Annotated in this window: 13 protein-coding genes and 5 tRNA genes; all 18 read left to right on the top strand. The window is 37.7% G+C overall.

What is annotated here, in order from left to right; all coding sequences use genetic code 11:
* Positions 1-8: 8 nt before the first annotated feature.
* The 18 genes from mnmD to rpoB all read left to right on the top strand — a co-directional run bounded on the left by mnmD (position 9) and on the right by rpoB (position 14,972).
* On the top strand, positions 9-689 hold the full coding sequence (gene mnmD / locus LB452_RS10800) for a tRNA (5-methylaminomethyl-2-thiouridine)(34)-methyltransferase MnmD (RefSeq protein WP_224461748.1): 681 nt from the start codon (positions 9-11) through the stop codon (positions 687-689).
* A 151-nt stretch (positions 690-840) separates the two neighbouring features.
* Positions 841-2,916 carry an amino acid carrier protein gene (locus LB452_RS10795; protein WP_224461747.1) on the top strand — a complete coding sequence of 692 codons (2,076 nt, stop codon included), beginning with the start codon at positions 841-843 and terminating at the stop codon, positions 2,914-2,916.
* Positions 2,917-2,925: 9 nt separating this feature from the next.
* On the top strand, positions 2,926-3,810 hold the full coding sequence (locus LB452_RS10790; RefSeq protein WP_224461746.1) for a helix-hairpin-helix domain-containing protein: 885 nt from the start codon (positions 2,926-2,928) through the stop codon (positions 3,808-3,810).
* A 24-nt stretch (positions 3,811-3,834) separates the two neighbouring features.
* On the top strand, positions 3,835-5,001 hold the full coding sequence (locus tag LB452_RS10785; RefSeq protein WP_224461745.1) for an acyl-CoA dehydrogenase family protein: 1,167 nt from the start codon (positions 3,835-3,837) through the stop codon (positions 4,999-5,001).
* A 57-nt stretch (positions 5,002-5,058) separates the two neighbouring features.
* The gene (locus LB452_RS10780; protein WP_224461744.1) at positions 5,059-5,955 is read left to right on the top strand and encodes a tyrosine-type recombinase/integrase; all 897 of its coding nucleotides are present in this window, start codon (positions 5,059-5,061) and stop codon (positions 5,953-5,955) included.
* Positions 5,956-6,076: 121 nt separating this feature from the next.
* Positions 6,077-6,150, top strand: a tRNA-Thr gene (locus tag LB452_RS10775).
* A 123-nt stretch (positions 6,151-6,273) separates the two neighbouring features.
* Positions 6,274-6,355: transfer RNA gene (locus tag LB452_RS10770), tRNA-Tyr, on the top strand.
* A 50-nt stretch (positions 6,356-6,405) separates the two neighbouring features.
* A tRNA-Gly gene (locus LB452_RS10765) sits at positions 6,406-6,478 on the top strand.
* Positions 6,479-6,506: 28 nt separating this feature from the next.
* Positions 6,507-6,578: transfer RNA gene (locus LB452_RS10760), tRNA-Thr, on the top strand.
* Between the two features lie 94 nt (positions 6,579-6,672).
* Positions 6,673-7,857 carry an elongation factor Tu gene (gene tuf, locus LB452_RS10755; protein WP_224461743.1) on the top strand — a complete coding sequence of 395 codons (1,185 nt, stop codon included), beginning with the start codon at positions 6,673-6,675 and terminating at the stop codon, positions 7,855-7,857.
* 123 nt (positions 7,858-7,980) lie between these two features.
* Positions 7,981-8,053, top strand: a tRNA-Trp gene (locus LB452_RS10750).
* Positions 8,054-8,068: 15 nt separating this feature from the next.
* Complete coding sequence (secE, locus tag LB452_RS10745; protein WP_224461742.1) at positions 8,069-8,266, top strand: preprotein translocase subunit SecE; 198 nt, start codon at positions 8,069-8,071, stop codon at positions 8,264-8,266.
* A gap of 3 nt (positions 8,267-8,269) precedes the next feature.
* Positions 8,270-8,821: a transcription termination/antitermination protein NusG gene (gene nusG, locus LB452_RS10740; protein ID WP_224454817.1), complete on the top strand. Its 552-nt coding sequence runs from the start codon at positions 8,270-8,272 to the stop codon at positions 8,819-8,821.
* Between the two features lie 74 nt (positions 8,822-8,895).
* Positions 8,896-9,333: a 50S ribosomal protein L11 gene (rplK, locus tag LB452_RS10735; RefSeq protein ID WP_224454816.1), complete on the top strand. Its 438-nt coding sequence runs from the start codon at positions 8,896-8,898 to the stop codon at positions 9,331-9,333.
* Positions 9,334-9,348: 15 nt separating this feature from the next.
* Positions 9,349-10,047 carry a 50S ribosomal protein L1 gene (rplA, locus tag LB452_RS10730; RefSeq protein ID WP_224461741.1) on the top strand — a complete coding sequence of 233 codons (699 nt, stop codon included), beginning with the start codon at positions 9,349-9,351 and terminating at the stop codon, positions 10,045-10,047.
* Between the two features lie 9 nt (positions 10,048-10,056).
* Positions 10,057-10,578, top strand: a complete 522-nt coding sequence (gene rplJ, locus LB452_RS10725) for a 50S ribosomal protein L10 (protein ID WP_224461740.1) — start codon at positions 10,057-10,059, stop codon at positions 10,576-10,578.
* Positions 10,579-10,624: 46 nt separating this feature from the next.
* Positions 10,625-10,999 carry a 50S ribosomal protein L7/L12 gene (gene rplL / locus LB452_RS10720; RefSeq protein ID WP_224461739.1) on the top strand — a complete coding sequence of 125 codons (375 nt, stop codon included), beginning with the start codon at positions 10,625-10,627 and terminating at the stop codon, positions 10,997-10,999.
* A gap of 160 nt (positions 11,000-11,159) precedes the next feature.
* Positions 11,160-14,972, top strand: coding sequence for a DNA-directed RNA polymerase subunit beta (gene rpoB / locus LB452_RS10715; RefSeq protein ID WP_224461738.1), 3,813 nt, complete (start codon positions 11,160-11,162; stop codon positions 14,970-14,972).
* The last annotated feature ends 14 nt before the right edge of the window (positions 14,973-14,986 follow it).

The following is a 14,986-nucleotide window of genomic DNA, read 5'->3' as shown; positions in this document are numbered from 1 at the left end:
TTTTCTCTATGAAACGAAGTATAGTCACCACCAGTGATGGGTCCAAGACCATACGTATAGAATACTGGGACGAGCATTACCACTCTACTCATGGTGCAGTTCAAGAATCCATGCATGTTTACATCCACGCAGGCTTAGATCATTTTTTTTCCTTATATCCAACATCTGAATCTATATCCGTCATAGAAGCTGGTTTTGGTACCGGTCTTAATGCTTTGCTAGCAGCACATTGGTCATCAACAAACAACATAAAAATTGATTATCTGGGGATAGAAGCCTATCCAATTTCAGAAGAGGAAGTACAGGCTTTGCAGTATGATAAGGTTTTAGGAGAGTCAACTTCAGAAGAGATTTATGAAAAATTTCATCAGGCTCAGTGGGAGGAGTGGCAGCAAATTACATACACCCTTAGAATCAAAAAACAACAAACCTGTTTCTCTGAAATCCAACTAAAAAATGCTGCTGATATTGTGTTTTATGATGCTTTTGGACCAGCAGTTCAGCCAGAGTTGTGGGAAAGAAACATCTTTGAGGGGTTTTATGAGGCACTGAAGCCGGGTGGTGTGTTTGTGACCTACTGCGTAAAAGGAACTGCAAGGAGAGCATTGCAGGCTATTGGTTTTGAGGTGGATATTATAGAAGGGCCGCCCGGAAAACGCCATATGATGCGTGCTATTAAACCAAAATAATCTATGATCTGAAACAGATGCTAAAGTCTTAAAGATTTTAAGACTTAGCGTTTGAATGGAAACCATATTTTTTGCATCTTGCGGGACATTTTATACTTAATTGAATTTAAGTTAACGTTTCACTTTGAAATATCAAATCATAAATAGCCTTATGTTAAGAAATATCACGCTGATTGCTTTTCTATTGTTTACTATTTCGTTTATCTCTGCACAGGATTTGCAAGTTGAAGGAACTAAAATTAATCCATCAGATAAAATTAACAATGGACAGATTGAACTGACTGTCACCGGAGGAACACCTCCATACGAGTTTCAATGGTCTAAAGATGATGTACCTCTCACCTCCAGTAAAGCCAGTGATCTTACAGAAGGGATTTTTTACACGGTAAAAGTGTCCGACGCTAGTGGCGCTTCCGTAGAAAAGTCATACAAAGTAGATGCGGTTTCTATTGTAGAAAATTTTAATGGAACTTTCCAGCCTGTGGTTGATGCCATGGGAAGTGTATTGTTCTGGGACCCTTTTGCTGCTATAGGCATTTATGATCCTGTTGTTTACACAGACCAAAAGCTTCTATTTTCTCCATCCTGGGAGCCAAATACTTCGAGTAAATTCTTACTTAAAGAATGGCTGGTTACGGAAAATGAGCACGTTGAAAAAGGCCAGGATGTGGCCATTATTGATATTGATGGGCAAACACAGACTGTGCAGGCAGCTGCAAACGGTAAGATTCATTTCATAACACCTCAGGGTGAATACATTTATAATCCGGAAAATCAGGAAGATGTTATTGCTCAAAACGCACATAAATTCGGTTCAATTATTTATGATGAACCTATTGCATTAACCAATCCTAACGGAACGCCACTTGAAAAAGGGATTCCTTTTATTGTGATATGGTTAATTTTTGGAGCGGCATTCTTTACGTTTAGAATGGGCTTTATCAATATTCGCGGGTTTAAGCATGCCATACAGCTTGCTAAGGGCCAATATGATGAGCCTAATGCTCCAGGAAGTATCACTCACTTCCAAGCGCTAGCCACGGCTGTGTCTGCAACTGTAGGTTTGGGTAACATAGCCGGTGTAGCTATTGCCGTTTCTTTGGGTGGTGCAGGAGCAACATTTTGGATGATTTTGGCCGGTCTATTAGGAATGTCTTCCAAATTTGTAGAATGTACACTGGGGGTGAAATACAGATTCATTAACAAGGAAGGTAGAATTTTTGGAGGGCCTATGAACTATCTGAGGTACGGGCTTGAAAAAAGAAACTTAGGTAAGCTAGGAAAAGTTCTTGCAGGTCTATTTGCCGTTCTTGCCATCGGTGCCTCATTTGGTGGAGGTAATATGTTCCAGGCCAACCAATCTTTTGAGATTTTATCCAACCAGATTCCTTTTTTAGATAGTGAAAGCGGATTCTTTTTTGGTGTTTTTCTCGCGATTTTAGTTGGTGTTGTTATTATAGGAGGAATCAATAGTATTGCGAAAGTAACGGGTAAAATTGTGCCAGTAATGGCGGGTGTTTATATTTTAGGAGCTCTGGTAGTTATAGGAATAAACATTGATAATATAGGACCAGCCTTTGATGCTATATTAAGCGGTGCTTTTACTCCAACTGCCCTCAAAGGTGGATTTATAGGAGTTCTTGTCGTAGGTTTCCAGCGTGCCGCCTTTTCCAACGAAGCAGGTGTTGGTTCTGCAGCAATTGCTCACTCAGCAGCCAAAACAAATCACCCACCTTCAGAAGGTTTTGTTGCTTTACTAGAACCTTTTATAGATACCGTAGTTGTTTGTACACTTACTGCTCTGGTTCTTATTTTTACAGGAATGCACGAAGTTGAAGGTGTGTCTGGTGTTCAGCTAACTACAGAAGCTTTCGGTAGTGTGATCTCCTGGTTTCCTTATGTTCTTTCTGCAGCGGTATTCTTATTTGCCTTTTCAACAATGATTTCCTGGTCATATTATGGTATGAGAGCCTGGACTTATATTTTCGGAAGAAGTAACCGTTCTGAAATTATTTACAAAGTGATTTTCTTATTTTTTGTAGTTCTTGGAGCGTCTGTAAGTTTAGGTGCTGTACTGGACTTTTCAGATATGATGATTTTAGCAATGTCATTTCCTAACATCATAGGTTTATATATAATGTCTGGAGAGGTGAGAAATGACCTCAGAGAATATATGTCAAAATTAAAGTCTGGTGAAATCTTCAAAAAAGAAGTGTTGAAGAAATAATAACTACTGATGAATACGACTAAAAAATTCCGTTTCGGCTACACTAAAGGTGATCGAAACGGAATTTTTTTGTTTTGTCTGATCTTGATTTTGGGTGTAGGTCTTAACTACTGGAGTTTGAATTCTTTTTCAAAGACTCATCGAGCTGACGAATTAACCAAAATAGAAGATTCTATTCAACGCCTTGTAGATTCGTTAAAAATTAAACAAAGCCTTGAGTCTCAGCGAGTCATTTATCCTTTTAATCCTAATTTTATCGATGATTATAAAGGCTATACTTTAGAGATGACGGTTGATCAAATTGATAGATTATTAGACTACAGGGCTGAAGATAAGTGGATCAACTCTAAAGCCGACTTCCAAAAAGTTACACAGGTTACTGACGAATGGATGAAAGAATATGGTCCATATTTTAAATTCCCTGAGTGGGTTGTTATGGCAGAACAAAGGAAGTCTAATGCCAAAAGTATCAATTTGTTGACTTACGCTGAAAAGAAAGACCTCAATACAGTTACAGCCTCTGATTTGATGGAGGTGTCGGGAATTGGTGAGGCTTTGTCCAGTCGAATCATAACCTATAGAGATAAGTTGGGAGGCTTTGTAGATATGATTCAATTGAAAGACGTTTATGGATTAAAATACGACGTCATTGAAAATCTCAAAGAGAGAATTGCGCTCAAGAGTCCGATGGAAGTACAGAAAAAAGATATCAATACTATAAGTGTTTTGGAATTATCTGAGTTACCGTATTTTGATTATGAACAGGCGAGAGTTATTGTCAATTTCATAAAATTAAGAGAAGGTATTGATGATTTTGAAGAATTGTCAAAAATTGAAGATTTTCCTAACTATAAATTAGATAGAATTCAATTATATTTGGAAATTAAAGAATAATACTCAAAAATTAGATAATAAGATATGAATCATATGTATTTTAGTGAAGAACACGAGATGTTCAGAAAAAGTTTACAGGAATTTCTTCAGAAAGAAGTAGTTCCGCATCTGGATAAGTGGGAAGAAGAAGGAACGATAGAGCGTTTTATATGGAAGAAGTTTGGCGAAATGGGTTACTTCGGCCTGGCTTACCCAGAAAAATATGGAGGCTTAGATTTAGATTTATTCTACACCATTATACTTTTAGAAGAATTACAGAAGATAAATTCAGGAGGATTTGCTGCAGCTATTTGGGCTCACGCTTACTTGGCGATGACCCACGTGAACAAAGAAGGTAGCGAAGAAATCAAAGAAAAATACCTCACGGCCTCTATCAATGGAGATATGATAGGTTGTTTGTGTATCACAGAACCTTTTGGAGGGTCTGATGTTGCCGGGATGAAAACAACAGCCGTAGAAAAAGACGATTCATTCGTGATCAACGGATCTAAGACTTTTATCACCAATGGTGTATATTCAGATTATCTTATAGTTGCCGCCAAAACCGCTCCGGAAAAAGGCGGAAAAGGCATGAGTATTTTCTTGGTAGATAGAGATACCCCCGGAATTTCTGCAACCAAACTCAACAAACTAGGCTGGAGAGCATCTGATACAGCAGAGTTGGCTTTTGATAATGTCGAGATACCAAAATCTCACTTGATGGGAGAACGTAATCAAGGATTCCCCTACATTATGCAGCACTTTGCCTTGGAGCGTTTGATCATGGGAGTGAATGCGCATGCCAGAGCTGAATATGCTTTGGATTACGCTATGCAATACATGTCTGAGCGAGAAGCTTTTGGACAAACTATAAATAAATTTCAGGCATTAAGACATAAAATTGCTGAAAGAACTAGTGAAGTGGAAATGGCTAAAGCCTTCAATTATACAACAGCTAAACGTCTGGATGAAGGCGAATATGTGGTTAAAGAAGCCACCATGTCCAAATTGCTTTCCACTAAAATTGCAGATGAGGTGATTTATGATTGCTTACAAATGCTGGGTGGTTATGGCTATGTAGAAGATTATCCTTTAGCAAGAATGTTCCGTGATAGCCGACTAGGTCCTATTGGTGGTGGAACTTCAGAAATTTTGAAAGAAATCATTGCAAAAATGGTAATTGATAACAAAGACTATAAGCCGGCGACCTAATTGCTTTTAATTGATAAATTTGTAACCATGTGTTTCTAAAGAGCACATGGTTTTTTTATGGAACATATTCAAGCTTTTACAGATTATCTTCAGTTTGAGAAAAATTATGCTCAGCATACATTGACTTCTTATGCTTCAGATTTAAATCAATTTCAATCGTTTATTTCTGAAAATTATGACACCAAAGATTTAGCTGAAGTCAATTATCCCATGATAAGGCGATGGGTTGTTAGTTTTGTTGATAAAGATTTGACTCACAAAACGATCAACCGGAAGTTATCATCTCTTAAAACTTTTTACAGGTTTTTAATGAAAATTAAAGCAATTGAGGTTAATCCTATGCTTAAGCACAAATCTCTAAAGCTTCCCAAGCGAGAGCAGGAAGTCTTCTCGCTTAAGGAACTTGAAGACATCTCAAACTATTTTGAGGATTCAACCTTTGTAGGACTTAGGGATCATCTCATCATTGATCTTTTGTATTCCACAGGAATGCGAAGACAGGAATTGATCGACCTGAAAGTCTCCAGTGTAAATTTTAGCCAAAAGCAGTTGAAAGTACTTGGTAAGAGAAACAAAGAGAGAATAGTTCCTTTGATGAAAACAACTATGGCGCTTATCAATCACTATTTGAAGGTGCGAGAATCTGTGGAAAACACTGGCGATGATTTATTCGTCACCAGCAAGGGTAAACCTATCTATCCCAATCTCGTTTACAGAACGGTCACTTCTTATTTTAAAAAAGTATCTATAAAGCAAAAGTTGAGTCCGCACTTGCTTCGTCACGCCTTCGCTTCTCATCTTTTAGAGAAGGGTGCTGAAATTACAGCGATTAAAGAACTATTGGGACACAGCAGTTTAGCTTCAACAGAAGTGTATACGCATTCAAATTTTAAGGAGTTAAGTAAAGCTCATGCAGCAGCACACCCTAGATCCATAGGGAAAGAGGAAGACTGAATCAGAATGAAATGAAAATTCACTTTTTTCTGTAAAAAAAAGAGGTAAATAATTTTCAGATACCAATATTCGTTTTATATTTGCAGTCCGTTACGAAAAGTAGCGTTTGACATACTGATAAGCCGATGTAGCTCAGCTGGCTAGAGCAGCTGATTTGTAATCAGCAGGTCGTGGGTTCGAGTCCCTCTATCGGCTCAAAGTGTAGGACGATGTTCATTTTATGATTGTTGAAAATAGAAGTTATTTCGTTTAAGGATGAGAAGTTTATCCTGAGCGAAGTCGAGGGGAGTCCCTCAATTAGTTCTATTATCAGATTTTGGGGAGATACTCAAGCGGCCAACGAGGACAGACTGTAAATCTGTTGGTTTTACCTTCGCAGGTTCGAATCCTGCTCTCCCCACAACCAAGTCGGTTAACACCAGACTTTGCATTGACATATTGATTAAATAAGCGGAAGTAGCTCAGTTGGTAGAGCGTCAGCCTTCCAAGCTGAATGTCGCCGGTTCGAACCCGGTCTTCCGCTCTATTTTTATCTAATGCAATATCTGCTTGCCGACGTAGCTCAGGGGTAGAGCGTTTCCTTGGTAAGGAAAAGGTCACGAGTTCAATTCTCGTCGTTGGCTCAATTTTAAAGTCTCAAAACCTGGTTTTGTTGGCTTTTTATGTTGTTATAAACATTAACACTAATATATAACTAAGATTAAATAATTTACTACTATGGCAAAGGAAAATTTTGATCGATCCAAACCACACCTTAATATAGGTACGATTGGACACGTCGATCACGGAAAAACTACACTTACAGCTGCTATCACTAAAGTAATGGCAGATGCTGGATATTCTGAAGCTAGTGCTTTTGATCAAATTGATAATGCACCTGAGGAAAAAGAGCGTGGTATTACTATTAACTCTTCTCACGTTGAATATCAAACTGCAAATCGTCATTACGCCCACGTTGACTGTCCAGGTCACGCCGATTACGTGAAAAACATGGTAACTGGTGCTGCTCAAATGGACGGTGCTATTCTTGTTGTTGCTGCAACTGATGGTCCAATGCCACAAACTCGTGAGCATATTCTTTTAGGACGTCAAGTTGGAATTCCAAGAATTGTTACTTTCTTAAACAAAGTTGACCTTGTTGATGATGAGGAGCTTTTGGAATTAGTTGAAATGGAAGTAAGAGATTTGCTTTCTTTCTACGAGTATGATGGAGATAATGCTCCTGTCATTTCTGGTTCTGCACTTGGTGCATTGGAAGGAGATGAGAAGTGGTCAAAAACTGTTCTTGACTTAATGGAGGCAGTTGATGAATATATCGAACTTCCAGAGAGAGATGTTGAAAAGCCTTTCTTAATGCCTGTTGAAGATGTATTCTCTATTACTGGTCGTGGAACTGTTGCGACTGGTCGTATTGAAACTGGTGTTGCTAATACTGGTGACCCTGTTGAAATCAACGGTATGGGTGCAGAGAACATGAAATCAACAATTACTGGTGTTGAAATGTTCCGTAAAATCCTTGATAGAGGAGAAGCTGGTGATAACGTTGGTATCTTGTTGAGAGGTATTGAGAAAAGCCAAATCTCTAGAGGTATGGTTATCGCTAAGCCAGGTTCTATCAAGCCACATGGAAAATTCAAAGCTGAAGTTTATATCTTGAAAAAAGAAGAAGGTGGACGTCACACTCCATTCCATAATAACTACAGACCACAGTTTTACGTAAGAACAACAGACGTTACAGGTACAATCAACCTTCCTGATGGAGTGGAAATGGTTATGCCAGGTGACAACTTAACCATCACTGTTGAATTGATTCAACCAATTGCATTGAACGTTGGTTTAAGATTTGCAATCCGTGAAGGAGGCCGTACAGTAGGTGCTGGTCAGGTTACAGAAATACTATAATTTAGATTAATATCTATAATACAGTTAAGGTGTTCACTTAAGGTGAATACCTTAACTTTTTAAATTTTCTTTTTTATCTGCAGGAATTTTTGTTTCTTTGCACGCTTTAAAAAATGAAAATATACGGGTTTAGCTCAGTTGGTAGAGCACTGGTCTCCAAAACCAGGTGTCGGGAGTTCGAGCCTCTCAACCCGTGCAAATCTTAAAGAAGATGTCAAATTTTAAAAATTACGTAAGCGAGTCTTACAACGAATTAAGAAATCATGTGACTTGGCCAACCTGGGCTGAGGGGCAAAAACTCATGGTAATTGTTGCGGTTTTTTCTATACTTTTCTCGCTTGCTATTTGGGGAGTTGATGAAGTATTTAGTGCCGCTGTAAAGCAATATTTTAATTGGGTTAAATCATAATACATGTCTGAGACTGGTTTAAAAAAATGGTATGTCGTAAGAGCAATAAGTGGCTCTGAAAGCAAAATCAAGGATTATATAGAAAAAGAAATTGCTCATCAAGGTCTTAGTGATTATGTTGATGATATTTTGGTGCCTAAAGAAAACGTTGTTCAAATCCGTAATGGAAAAAAAATAACAAAAGAAAAAGTTTATTTCCCAGGATATATAATGGTTAACGCAAACCTTGAAGGTGAAGTTGGTCATATTATTAAGGGTGTAAATGGAGTTATAGGTTTTCTAGGTGAAACTAAAAGAGGTGAGCCAGTTCCTATGCGTAAATCAGAAGTTAATAGAATGCTTGGTAAAGTTGACGAACTTTCTGTACAAACAGAAAATGTCGCCATACCATTCAATATAGGAGAATCCGTTAAAGTTGTGGATGGCCCTTTCAACAGTTTTACAGGAACTATTGAAAAAATTAATGAAGACAAAAGAAAATTACAAGTTATGGTTAAGATTTTTGGTCGTAAAACTCCAGTTGAGCTTAGCTATATGCAAGTAGAAAAAGTTTAAATGTTACATATAATATAGAGTTGTTTTTAAATATAATGCTTCCCACTGAAAACAATTCAACTAAATTTTGAAAAATGGCAAAAGAAGTAAGTAAAGTAGTAAAACTCCAGGTAAGAGGTGGTGCAGCGAACCCATCCCCACCGGTTGGACCTGCTTTGGGTGCTGCTGGGGTAAATATCATGGAGTTCTGTAAGCAATTCAATGGTAGAACTCAAGATAAGAGTGGAAAAATCTTACCTGTTGAAATAACAGTTTATAAAGATAAGTCATTTGATTTTATTATCAAGACTCCACCTGCAGCAGTACAATTGATGGAAGCATCAAAACTAAAGAAAGGCTCTGGTGAACCAAACTCTAAAAAAGTAGGTTCTGTAACTTGGGATCAAATAAAAGCAATAGCTGAAGACAAAATGCAAGATTTAAATGCATTTACAACCGAATCTGCAATGAAAATGGTAGCCGGTACAGCAAGATCGATGGGTATAACTGTAAAAGGTAATGCACCATTTTAACAAAACGAAATTAACATGGCAAAAATAACTAAGAAGCAAAAAGAAGCAGTTGGTAAAGTGGATAAGTCAAAAACTTATTCAGTAGCTGATGCCTCCGCTTTATTGAAAGATGTGGCTTACGCTAATTTCGACGAGTCAGTTGATCTAGCTGTAAGACTTAACGTTGATCCTAGGAAAGCTAACCAAATGGTTCGTGGTGTAGTAACCCTACCTCACGGAACAGGTAAAGATGTAAAAGTCTTAGCTCTTGTAACTCCAGATAAAGCTAAAGAAGCTGAAGATGCTGGTGCAGACTACGTTGGTCTTGATGAATACCTTGAGAAAATCAAAGGTGGATGGACAGATGTAGACGTTATTGTCACTATGCCAAGTGTAATGGGTAAATTAGGCCCGTTAGGCAGAGTTTTAGGTCCAAGAGGGCTCATGCCCAACCCTAAAACCGGTACAGTAACTATGGATATCGCTAAAGCAGTATCTGACGTAAAAGCTGGTAAAATTGACTTTAAAGTTGATAAAACTGGTATCGTTCATGCTGCTGTAGGTAAGGTATCCTTTGATGCAGAAAAAATTGCTGGAAATGCAAGAGAATTACTAACGACGCTCGTCAAGCTTAAGCCTCAGGTTGTGAAAGGTACATACATAAAAAGTATCCATATCGCTTCCACAATGAGTCCAAGTATTGAAATCGATACTAAACGATTTACCGAGCAATAATTTTAAGTTATGACAAGAGAAGAGAAATCTATAGTAATAAAAGATTTAACTACTAAGTTAGCGGATTCATCAAATGTATATTTAGCAGATATTTCAGGATTGAACGCATCTTTAACATCGGACTTGAGACGTGCCTGCTTTAAAGCAGACGTAAAGTTGATGGTAGTTAAAAACACTCTCCTAGCTAAAGCTATGGAAAGTACAGATAAAGAATTCGGAGACTTAACAGGTATTTTGAAAGGAAGTACTTCAATAATGCTTTCCGAAACTGGAAATGCTCCAGCTAAAGTTATTAAAAACTTTAGAAAGAAAAATGAAAAGCCTATCTTGAAAGGGGCTTACGTTGCAGAATCAGTTTATGTTGGTGATGAAAATCTTGATGCTTTAGTAGACATTAAGTCTAAAGAAGAGGTGATAGGTGATATCATAGGATTATTACAATCTCCAGCTAAAAACGTTATATCAGCACTAAAATCAAGTGGTGGTAAACTTTCTGGAATTCTTACAACACTTTCAAAAAGAGAGGAATAAACACGCACTAATTACTAAATAATAAATTACACTAAAACGATAGAAAATGGCAGAATTAAAAGATTTCGCAGAACAATTAGTTAACCTTACTGTTAAAGAAGTAAATGAGTTAGCTGATATTTTAAAAGAAGAATATGGTATAGAGCCTGCAGCTGCTGCTGTAGCTGTAGCAGGTGGTGGCGGTGCTGCTGCTGAAGAAGCTGAAGAGCAGTCAGAATTTGACGTAATTCTAAAAGCTCCAGGTGGTTCTAAACTAGCAGTTGTTAAGCTTGTTAAAGAATTGACAGGTTTAGGTCTTAAAGATGCTAAAGCATTAGTTGATGGTGCGCCAGCTCCAGTAAAGGAAGGTGTTGCTAAAGATGAAGCAGAAGCACTTAAAGCACAACTAGAAGAAGCAGGTGCTGAAGTTGAGCTTAAGTAAGCTCACTCTCACTTATATTATTAGGTTTAGACCACAAGATTTAGTCTTGTAGGTCTAAACCATTTTGCGTATCTATACGCGACGTGTTTATTTTACTTTTTTACAAGTTAATATTGCTGATGAATTTTCATTGAATTCAAAGCATTAAAATCTTTCTTAGATGTTAGCAATGCATAATGAACGAATTAGTTTTTCTTCCGTACAAAACAAGCCAGATTATCCAGATTTTTTGGATATTCAGGTAAAGTCTTTTCAAGACTTTTTCCAGCTTGAAACTAAGCCAGAAGAAAGATCCAACGAAGGATTATATAATACCTTCCAGGAAAATTTTCCAATTACAGATACGAGAAATCAATTTGTACTTGAATTTTTAGATTACTTTGTAGATCCTCCCAGATACTCCATTCAAGAGTGTATAGAGAGAGGACTTACTTACAGTGTGCCTCTTAAGGCCAGATTAAAACTTTACTGTACCGATCCAGAACATGAAGATTTTGAGACGATCGTGCAGGATGTCTATTTAGGTACTATCCCTTACATGACTCCAAGTGGAACGTTTGTGATCAATGGAGCAGAGCGAGTCGTAGTTTCTCAATTACACAGATCCCCTGGTGTTTTCTTTGGGCAATCTTTTCACGCCAATGGAACTAAACTTTACTCGGCTAGAGTAATTCCTTTTAAAGGATCCTGGATTGAATTTGCTACAGACATCAACTCTGTGATGTACGCATACATAGACCGTAAAAAGAAATTACCTGTTACAACACTCTTCAGAGCTATTGGCTTTGAAAGAGATAAAGATATTTTAGAGATTTTTGACCTTGCAGAAGAGGTGAAAGTTTCTAAAACTGGTTTGAAAAAGTACCTCGGTAGAAAATTAGCTGCAAGAGTATTGAATACCTGGTATGAGGATTTTGTTGATGAAGATACAGGTGAAGTTGTTTCTATCGAAAGAAATGAAATCGTACTTGACCGTGATACCATTTTAGAAAAAGACCATATTGAAGAGATTTTAGAAACTGGTTCAAAAACTGTCCTTCTTCATAAGGAAGAGAATTTGACTGGTGACTATGCTATTATATATAACACTTTACAGAAAGATCCTACTAACTCAGAAAAAGAGGCTGTAGAGCATATCTACAGACAATTACGTAATGCTGAGCCGCCTGATGAAGAGACTGCTCGTGGTATTATTGATAAATTGTTCTTCTCAGATCAACGTTACAACTTAGGTGAAGTTGGTCGTTACAGAATGAACAAAAAATTAGGACTTGATATTAGTATGGACAGCAAAGTTCTTACTAAGCTTGATATTATTACTATCATCAAGTACCTTATAGAACTGGTTAACTCCAAAGCTGAAGTAGATGATATTGACCACCTTTCTAACCGTCGTGTTAGAACAGTTGGTGAGCAATTGTCTCAACAATTTGGTGTAGGTCTGGCAAGAATGGCTAGAACCATAAGAGAACGAATGAATGTTAGAGATAATGAGGTCTTTACTCCTATTGATTTAATTAATGCGAAGACCTTGTCTTCAGTTATTAATTCATTCTTTGGTACAAACCAATTGTCTCAGTTCATGGATCAAACCAATCCATTGGCAGAGTTGACCAACAAAAGAAGACTTTCTGCATTAGGACCTGGAGGTTTATCTAGAGAAAGAGCAGGTTTTGAGGTACGTGATGTTCACTACACTCACTATGGAAGACTTTGTCCTATTGAAACTCCTGAAGGACCAAACATTGGTTTGATATCTTCTATGTCTGTTTATGGAAAAGTGAACAGCATGGGATTTATCGAGACTCCATACCGTAAAGTTGAAAATGGTAAAATTGATTTTGAATCAGAACCACTCTACCTTTCTGCTGAAGAAGAAGAAAATAAGTTGATTGCACAGGCAAATATTCCTGTTGCTGAAGACGGAACTATGACCTCAGAACGAGTTATTGCTCGTATGGAAGGTGATTTCCCTGTTGTAGATCCTAAACAAGTGGATTATATTGACGTTGCTCCAAACCAGATTTCGTCAATATCAGCTTCATTGATTCCGTTTTTAGAACATGATGATGCTAACCGTGCGTTGATGGGATCCAACATGATGCGTCAGGCTCTTCCTTTATTAAGAGTCGATGCTCCTATTGTTGGAACTGGACTGGAAAGACGTGTTGCTCAGGATTCAAGAGTTTTAATTAACGCTGAAGGTGCAGGAACTGTTGATTATGTCGATGCAAGAAAAATCATCATTTCTTACGATAGAACTGAGAATGAACAATTAGTAAGTTTTGACGATGATGATAAGACTTATGACTTGATCAAATTCAGAAAAACAAACCAAGGATCTACTATTAACCTAAAACCAATCGTTAGAGTTGGAGATAGAGTGACTAAAGGTCAGGTGCTTTGTGAAGGTTATGCAACTGATAATGGAGAATTAGCCTTGGGTAGAAACATGAAAGTGGCCTTTATGCCATGGAAAGGTTACAACTTTGAGGATGCGATCGTGATTTCAGAACGTGTGGTTAAGGATGATCTTTTAACTTCAGTTCATATTGATGAATATTCTTTAGAGGTAAGAGATACAAAACTTGGTAATGAAGAATTAACCAGTGATATTCCAAACGTTTCAGAAGAAGCGACGAAAGATTTGGATGAGCATGGTATGATCAGAATCGGTGCTGAGATTAAGCCAGGAGATATTCTTATTGGTAAGATTACTCCAAAAGGTGAAAGCGATCCTACACCAGAAGAAAAATTACTGAGAGCTATCTTTGGTGACAAAGCTGGTGATGTAAAAGATGCTTCTTTAAAAGCTTCTCCATCGCTTAACGGTGTTGTAATAGACAAGAAATTGTTTACCAGAGCAGTAAAAGATAAGCGCAAGAGAGCTCAGGACAAGCAAGAAATTGATGCACTTGAGTCTAAGTACCAAGTCAAATTTGAAGAACTAAGAAACCGATTAATTGAAAAATTATTTGGAATCGTTGGCGGTAAAACTGCTCAAGGTGTTCAAAATGATTTAGGTGAAGATACGTTACCAAAAGGTAAAAAGTATACGCTTAAAATGCTAAACTCTGTAGAAGACTTTAGTCACTTAACCAAAGGGACTTGGACTACAGATAAAGAAACAAATGCTTTAGTTGCAGATCTTTTACACAATTATAAGATAAAGCAAAACGATCTTCAGGGGAACCTAAGAAGAGAGAAATTTACTATTACAGTTGGAGATGAACTTCCATCTGGAATTTTAAAACTTGCTAAAATTTATGTTGCCAAGAAACGTAAGTTGAAAGTAGGAGATAAGATGGCGGGTCGTCACGGTAACAAAGGTATTGTTGCCAAGATCGTAAGAGAAGAGGACATGCCATTCCTAGATGATGGAACTCCAGTTGATATCGTATTGAATCCACTTGGTGTACCATCTCGTATGAACATCGGTCAGATTTATGAGACTGTTCTTGGATGGGCAGGTCAGAAATTAGGTAGAAAGTTCGCAACACCAATTTTTGATGGTGCGACTTTAGATCAAATCAATGAACTCACCGACGAGGCAGGAATTCCAAGATTTGGACATACATATCTTTATGATGGTGGAACTGGTGAACGTTTTGACCAACCTGCAACAGTAGGTGTCATTTATATGTTGAAACTGGGACATATGATTGAAGATAAGATGCACGCAAGATCTATCGGACCTTACTCATTGATCACGCAGCAACCACTTGGTGGTAAAGCACAATTTGGTGGACAGCGTTTTGGTGAGATGGAAGTCTGGGCACTTGAAGCTTATGGAGCTTCAGCTACCTTGAGAGAGATCTTAACTGTAAAATCTGATGATGTTATCGGTAGAGCCAAAACTTACGAAGCCATCGTAAAAGGTGAACCAATGCCAGAACCAGGATTGCCAGAATCTTTCAACGTGTTGATGCATGAATTGAAAGGTCTAGGATTAGATATCAGATTAGAAGAGTAATAGCAATCCTGCCT

Origin of the sequence: Psychroflexus longus, from assembly GCF_020164595.1 — a bacterium.
GTDB classification, from domain to species: Bacteria; Bacteroidota; Bacteroidia; order Flavobacteriales; family Flavobacteriaceae; genus Psychroflexus; species Psychroflexus longus.
Note: the sequence above shows the minus strand (reverse complement) of the source record. Positions and strands in the feature narration are given on the sequence as shown.

Bases quoted from the DNA above. Each gene is read 5' to 3' on its own strand.
- mnmD (WP_224461748.1), top strand. From the start codon at position 9: ATGAAACGAAGTATAGTCACCACCAGTGATGGGTCCAAGACCATACGT.
- LB452_RS10795 (WP_224461747.1), top strand. From the start codon at position 841: ATGTTAAGAAATATCACGCTGATTGCTTTTCTATTGTTTACTATTTCG.
- LB452_RS10790 (WP_224461746.1), top strand. From the start codon at position 2,926: ATGAATACGACTAAAAAATTCCGTTTCGGCTACACTAAAGGTGATCGA.
- LB452_RS10785 (WP_224461745.1), top strand. From the start codon at position 3,835: ATGAATCATATGTATTTTAGTGAAGAACACGAGATGTTCAGAAAAAGT.
- LB452_RS10780 (WP_224461744.1), top strand. From the start codon at position 5,059: ATGGAACATATTCAAGCTTTTACAGATTATCTTCAGTTTGAGAAAAAT.
- tuf (WP_224461743.1), top strand. From the start codon at position 6,673: ATGGCAAAGGAAAATTTTGATCGATCCAAACCACACCTTAATATAGGT.
- secE (WP_224461742.1), top strand. From the start codon at position 8,069: ATGTCAAATTTTAAAAATTACGTAAGCGAGTCTTACAACGAATTAAGA.
- nusG (WP_224454817.1), top strand. From the start codon at position 8,270: ATGTCTGAGACTGGTTTAAAAAAATGGTATGTCGTAAGAGCAATAAGT.
- rplK (WP_224454816.1), top strand. From the start codon at position 8,896: ATGGCAAAAGAAGTAAGTAAAGTAGTAAAACTCCAGGTAAGAGGTGGT.
- rplA (WP_224461741.1), top strand. From the start codon at position 9,349: ATGGCAAAAATAACTAAGAAGCAAAAAGAAGCAGTTGGTAAAGTGGAT.
- rplJ (WP_224461740.1), top strand. From the start codon at position 10,057: ATGACAAGAGAAGAGAAATCTATAGTAATAAAAGATTTAACTACTAAG.
- rplL (WP_224461739.1), top strand. From the start codon at position 10,625: ATGGCAGAATTAAAAGATTTCGCAGAACAATTAGTTAACCTTACTGTT.
- rpoB (WP_224461738.1), top strand. From the start codon at position 11,160: ATGTTAGCAATGCATAATGAACGAATTAGTTTTTCTTCCGTACAAAAC.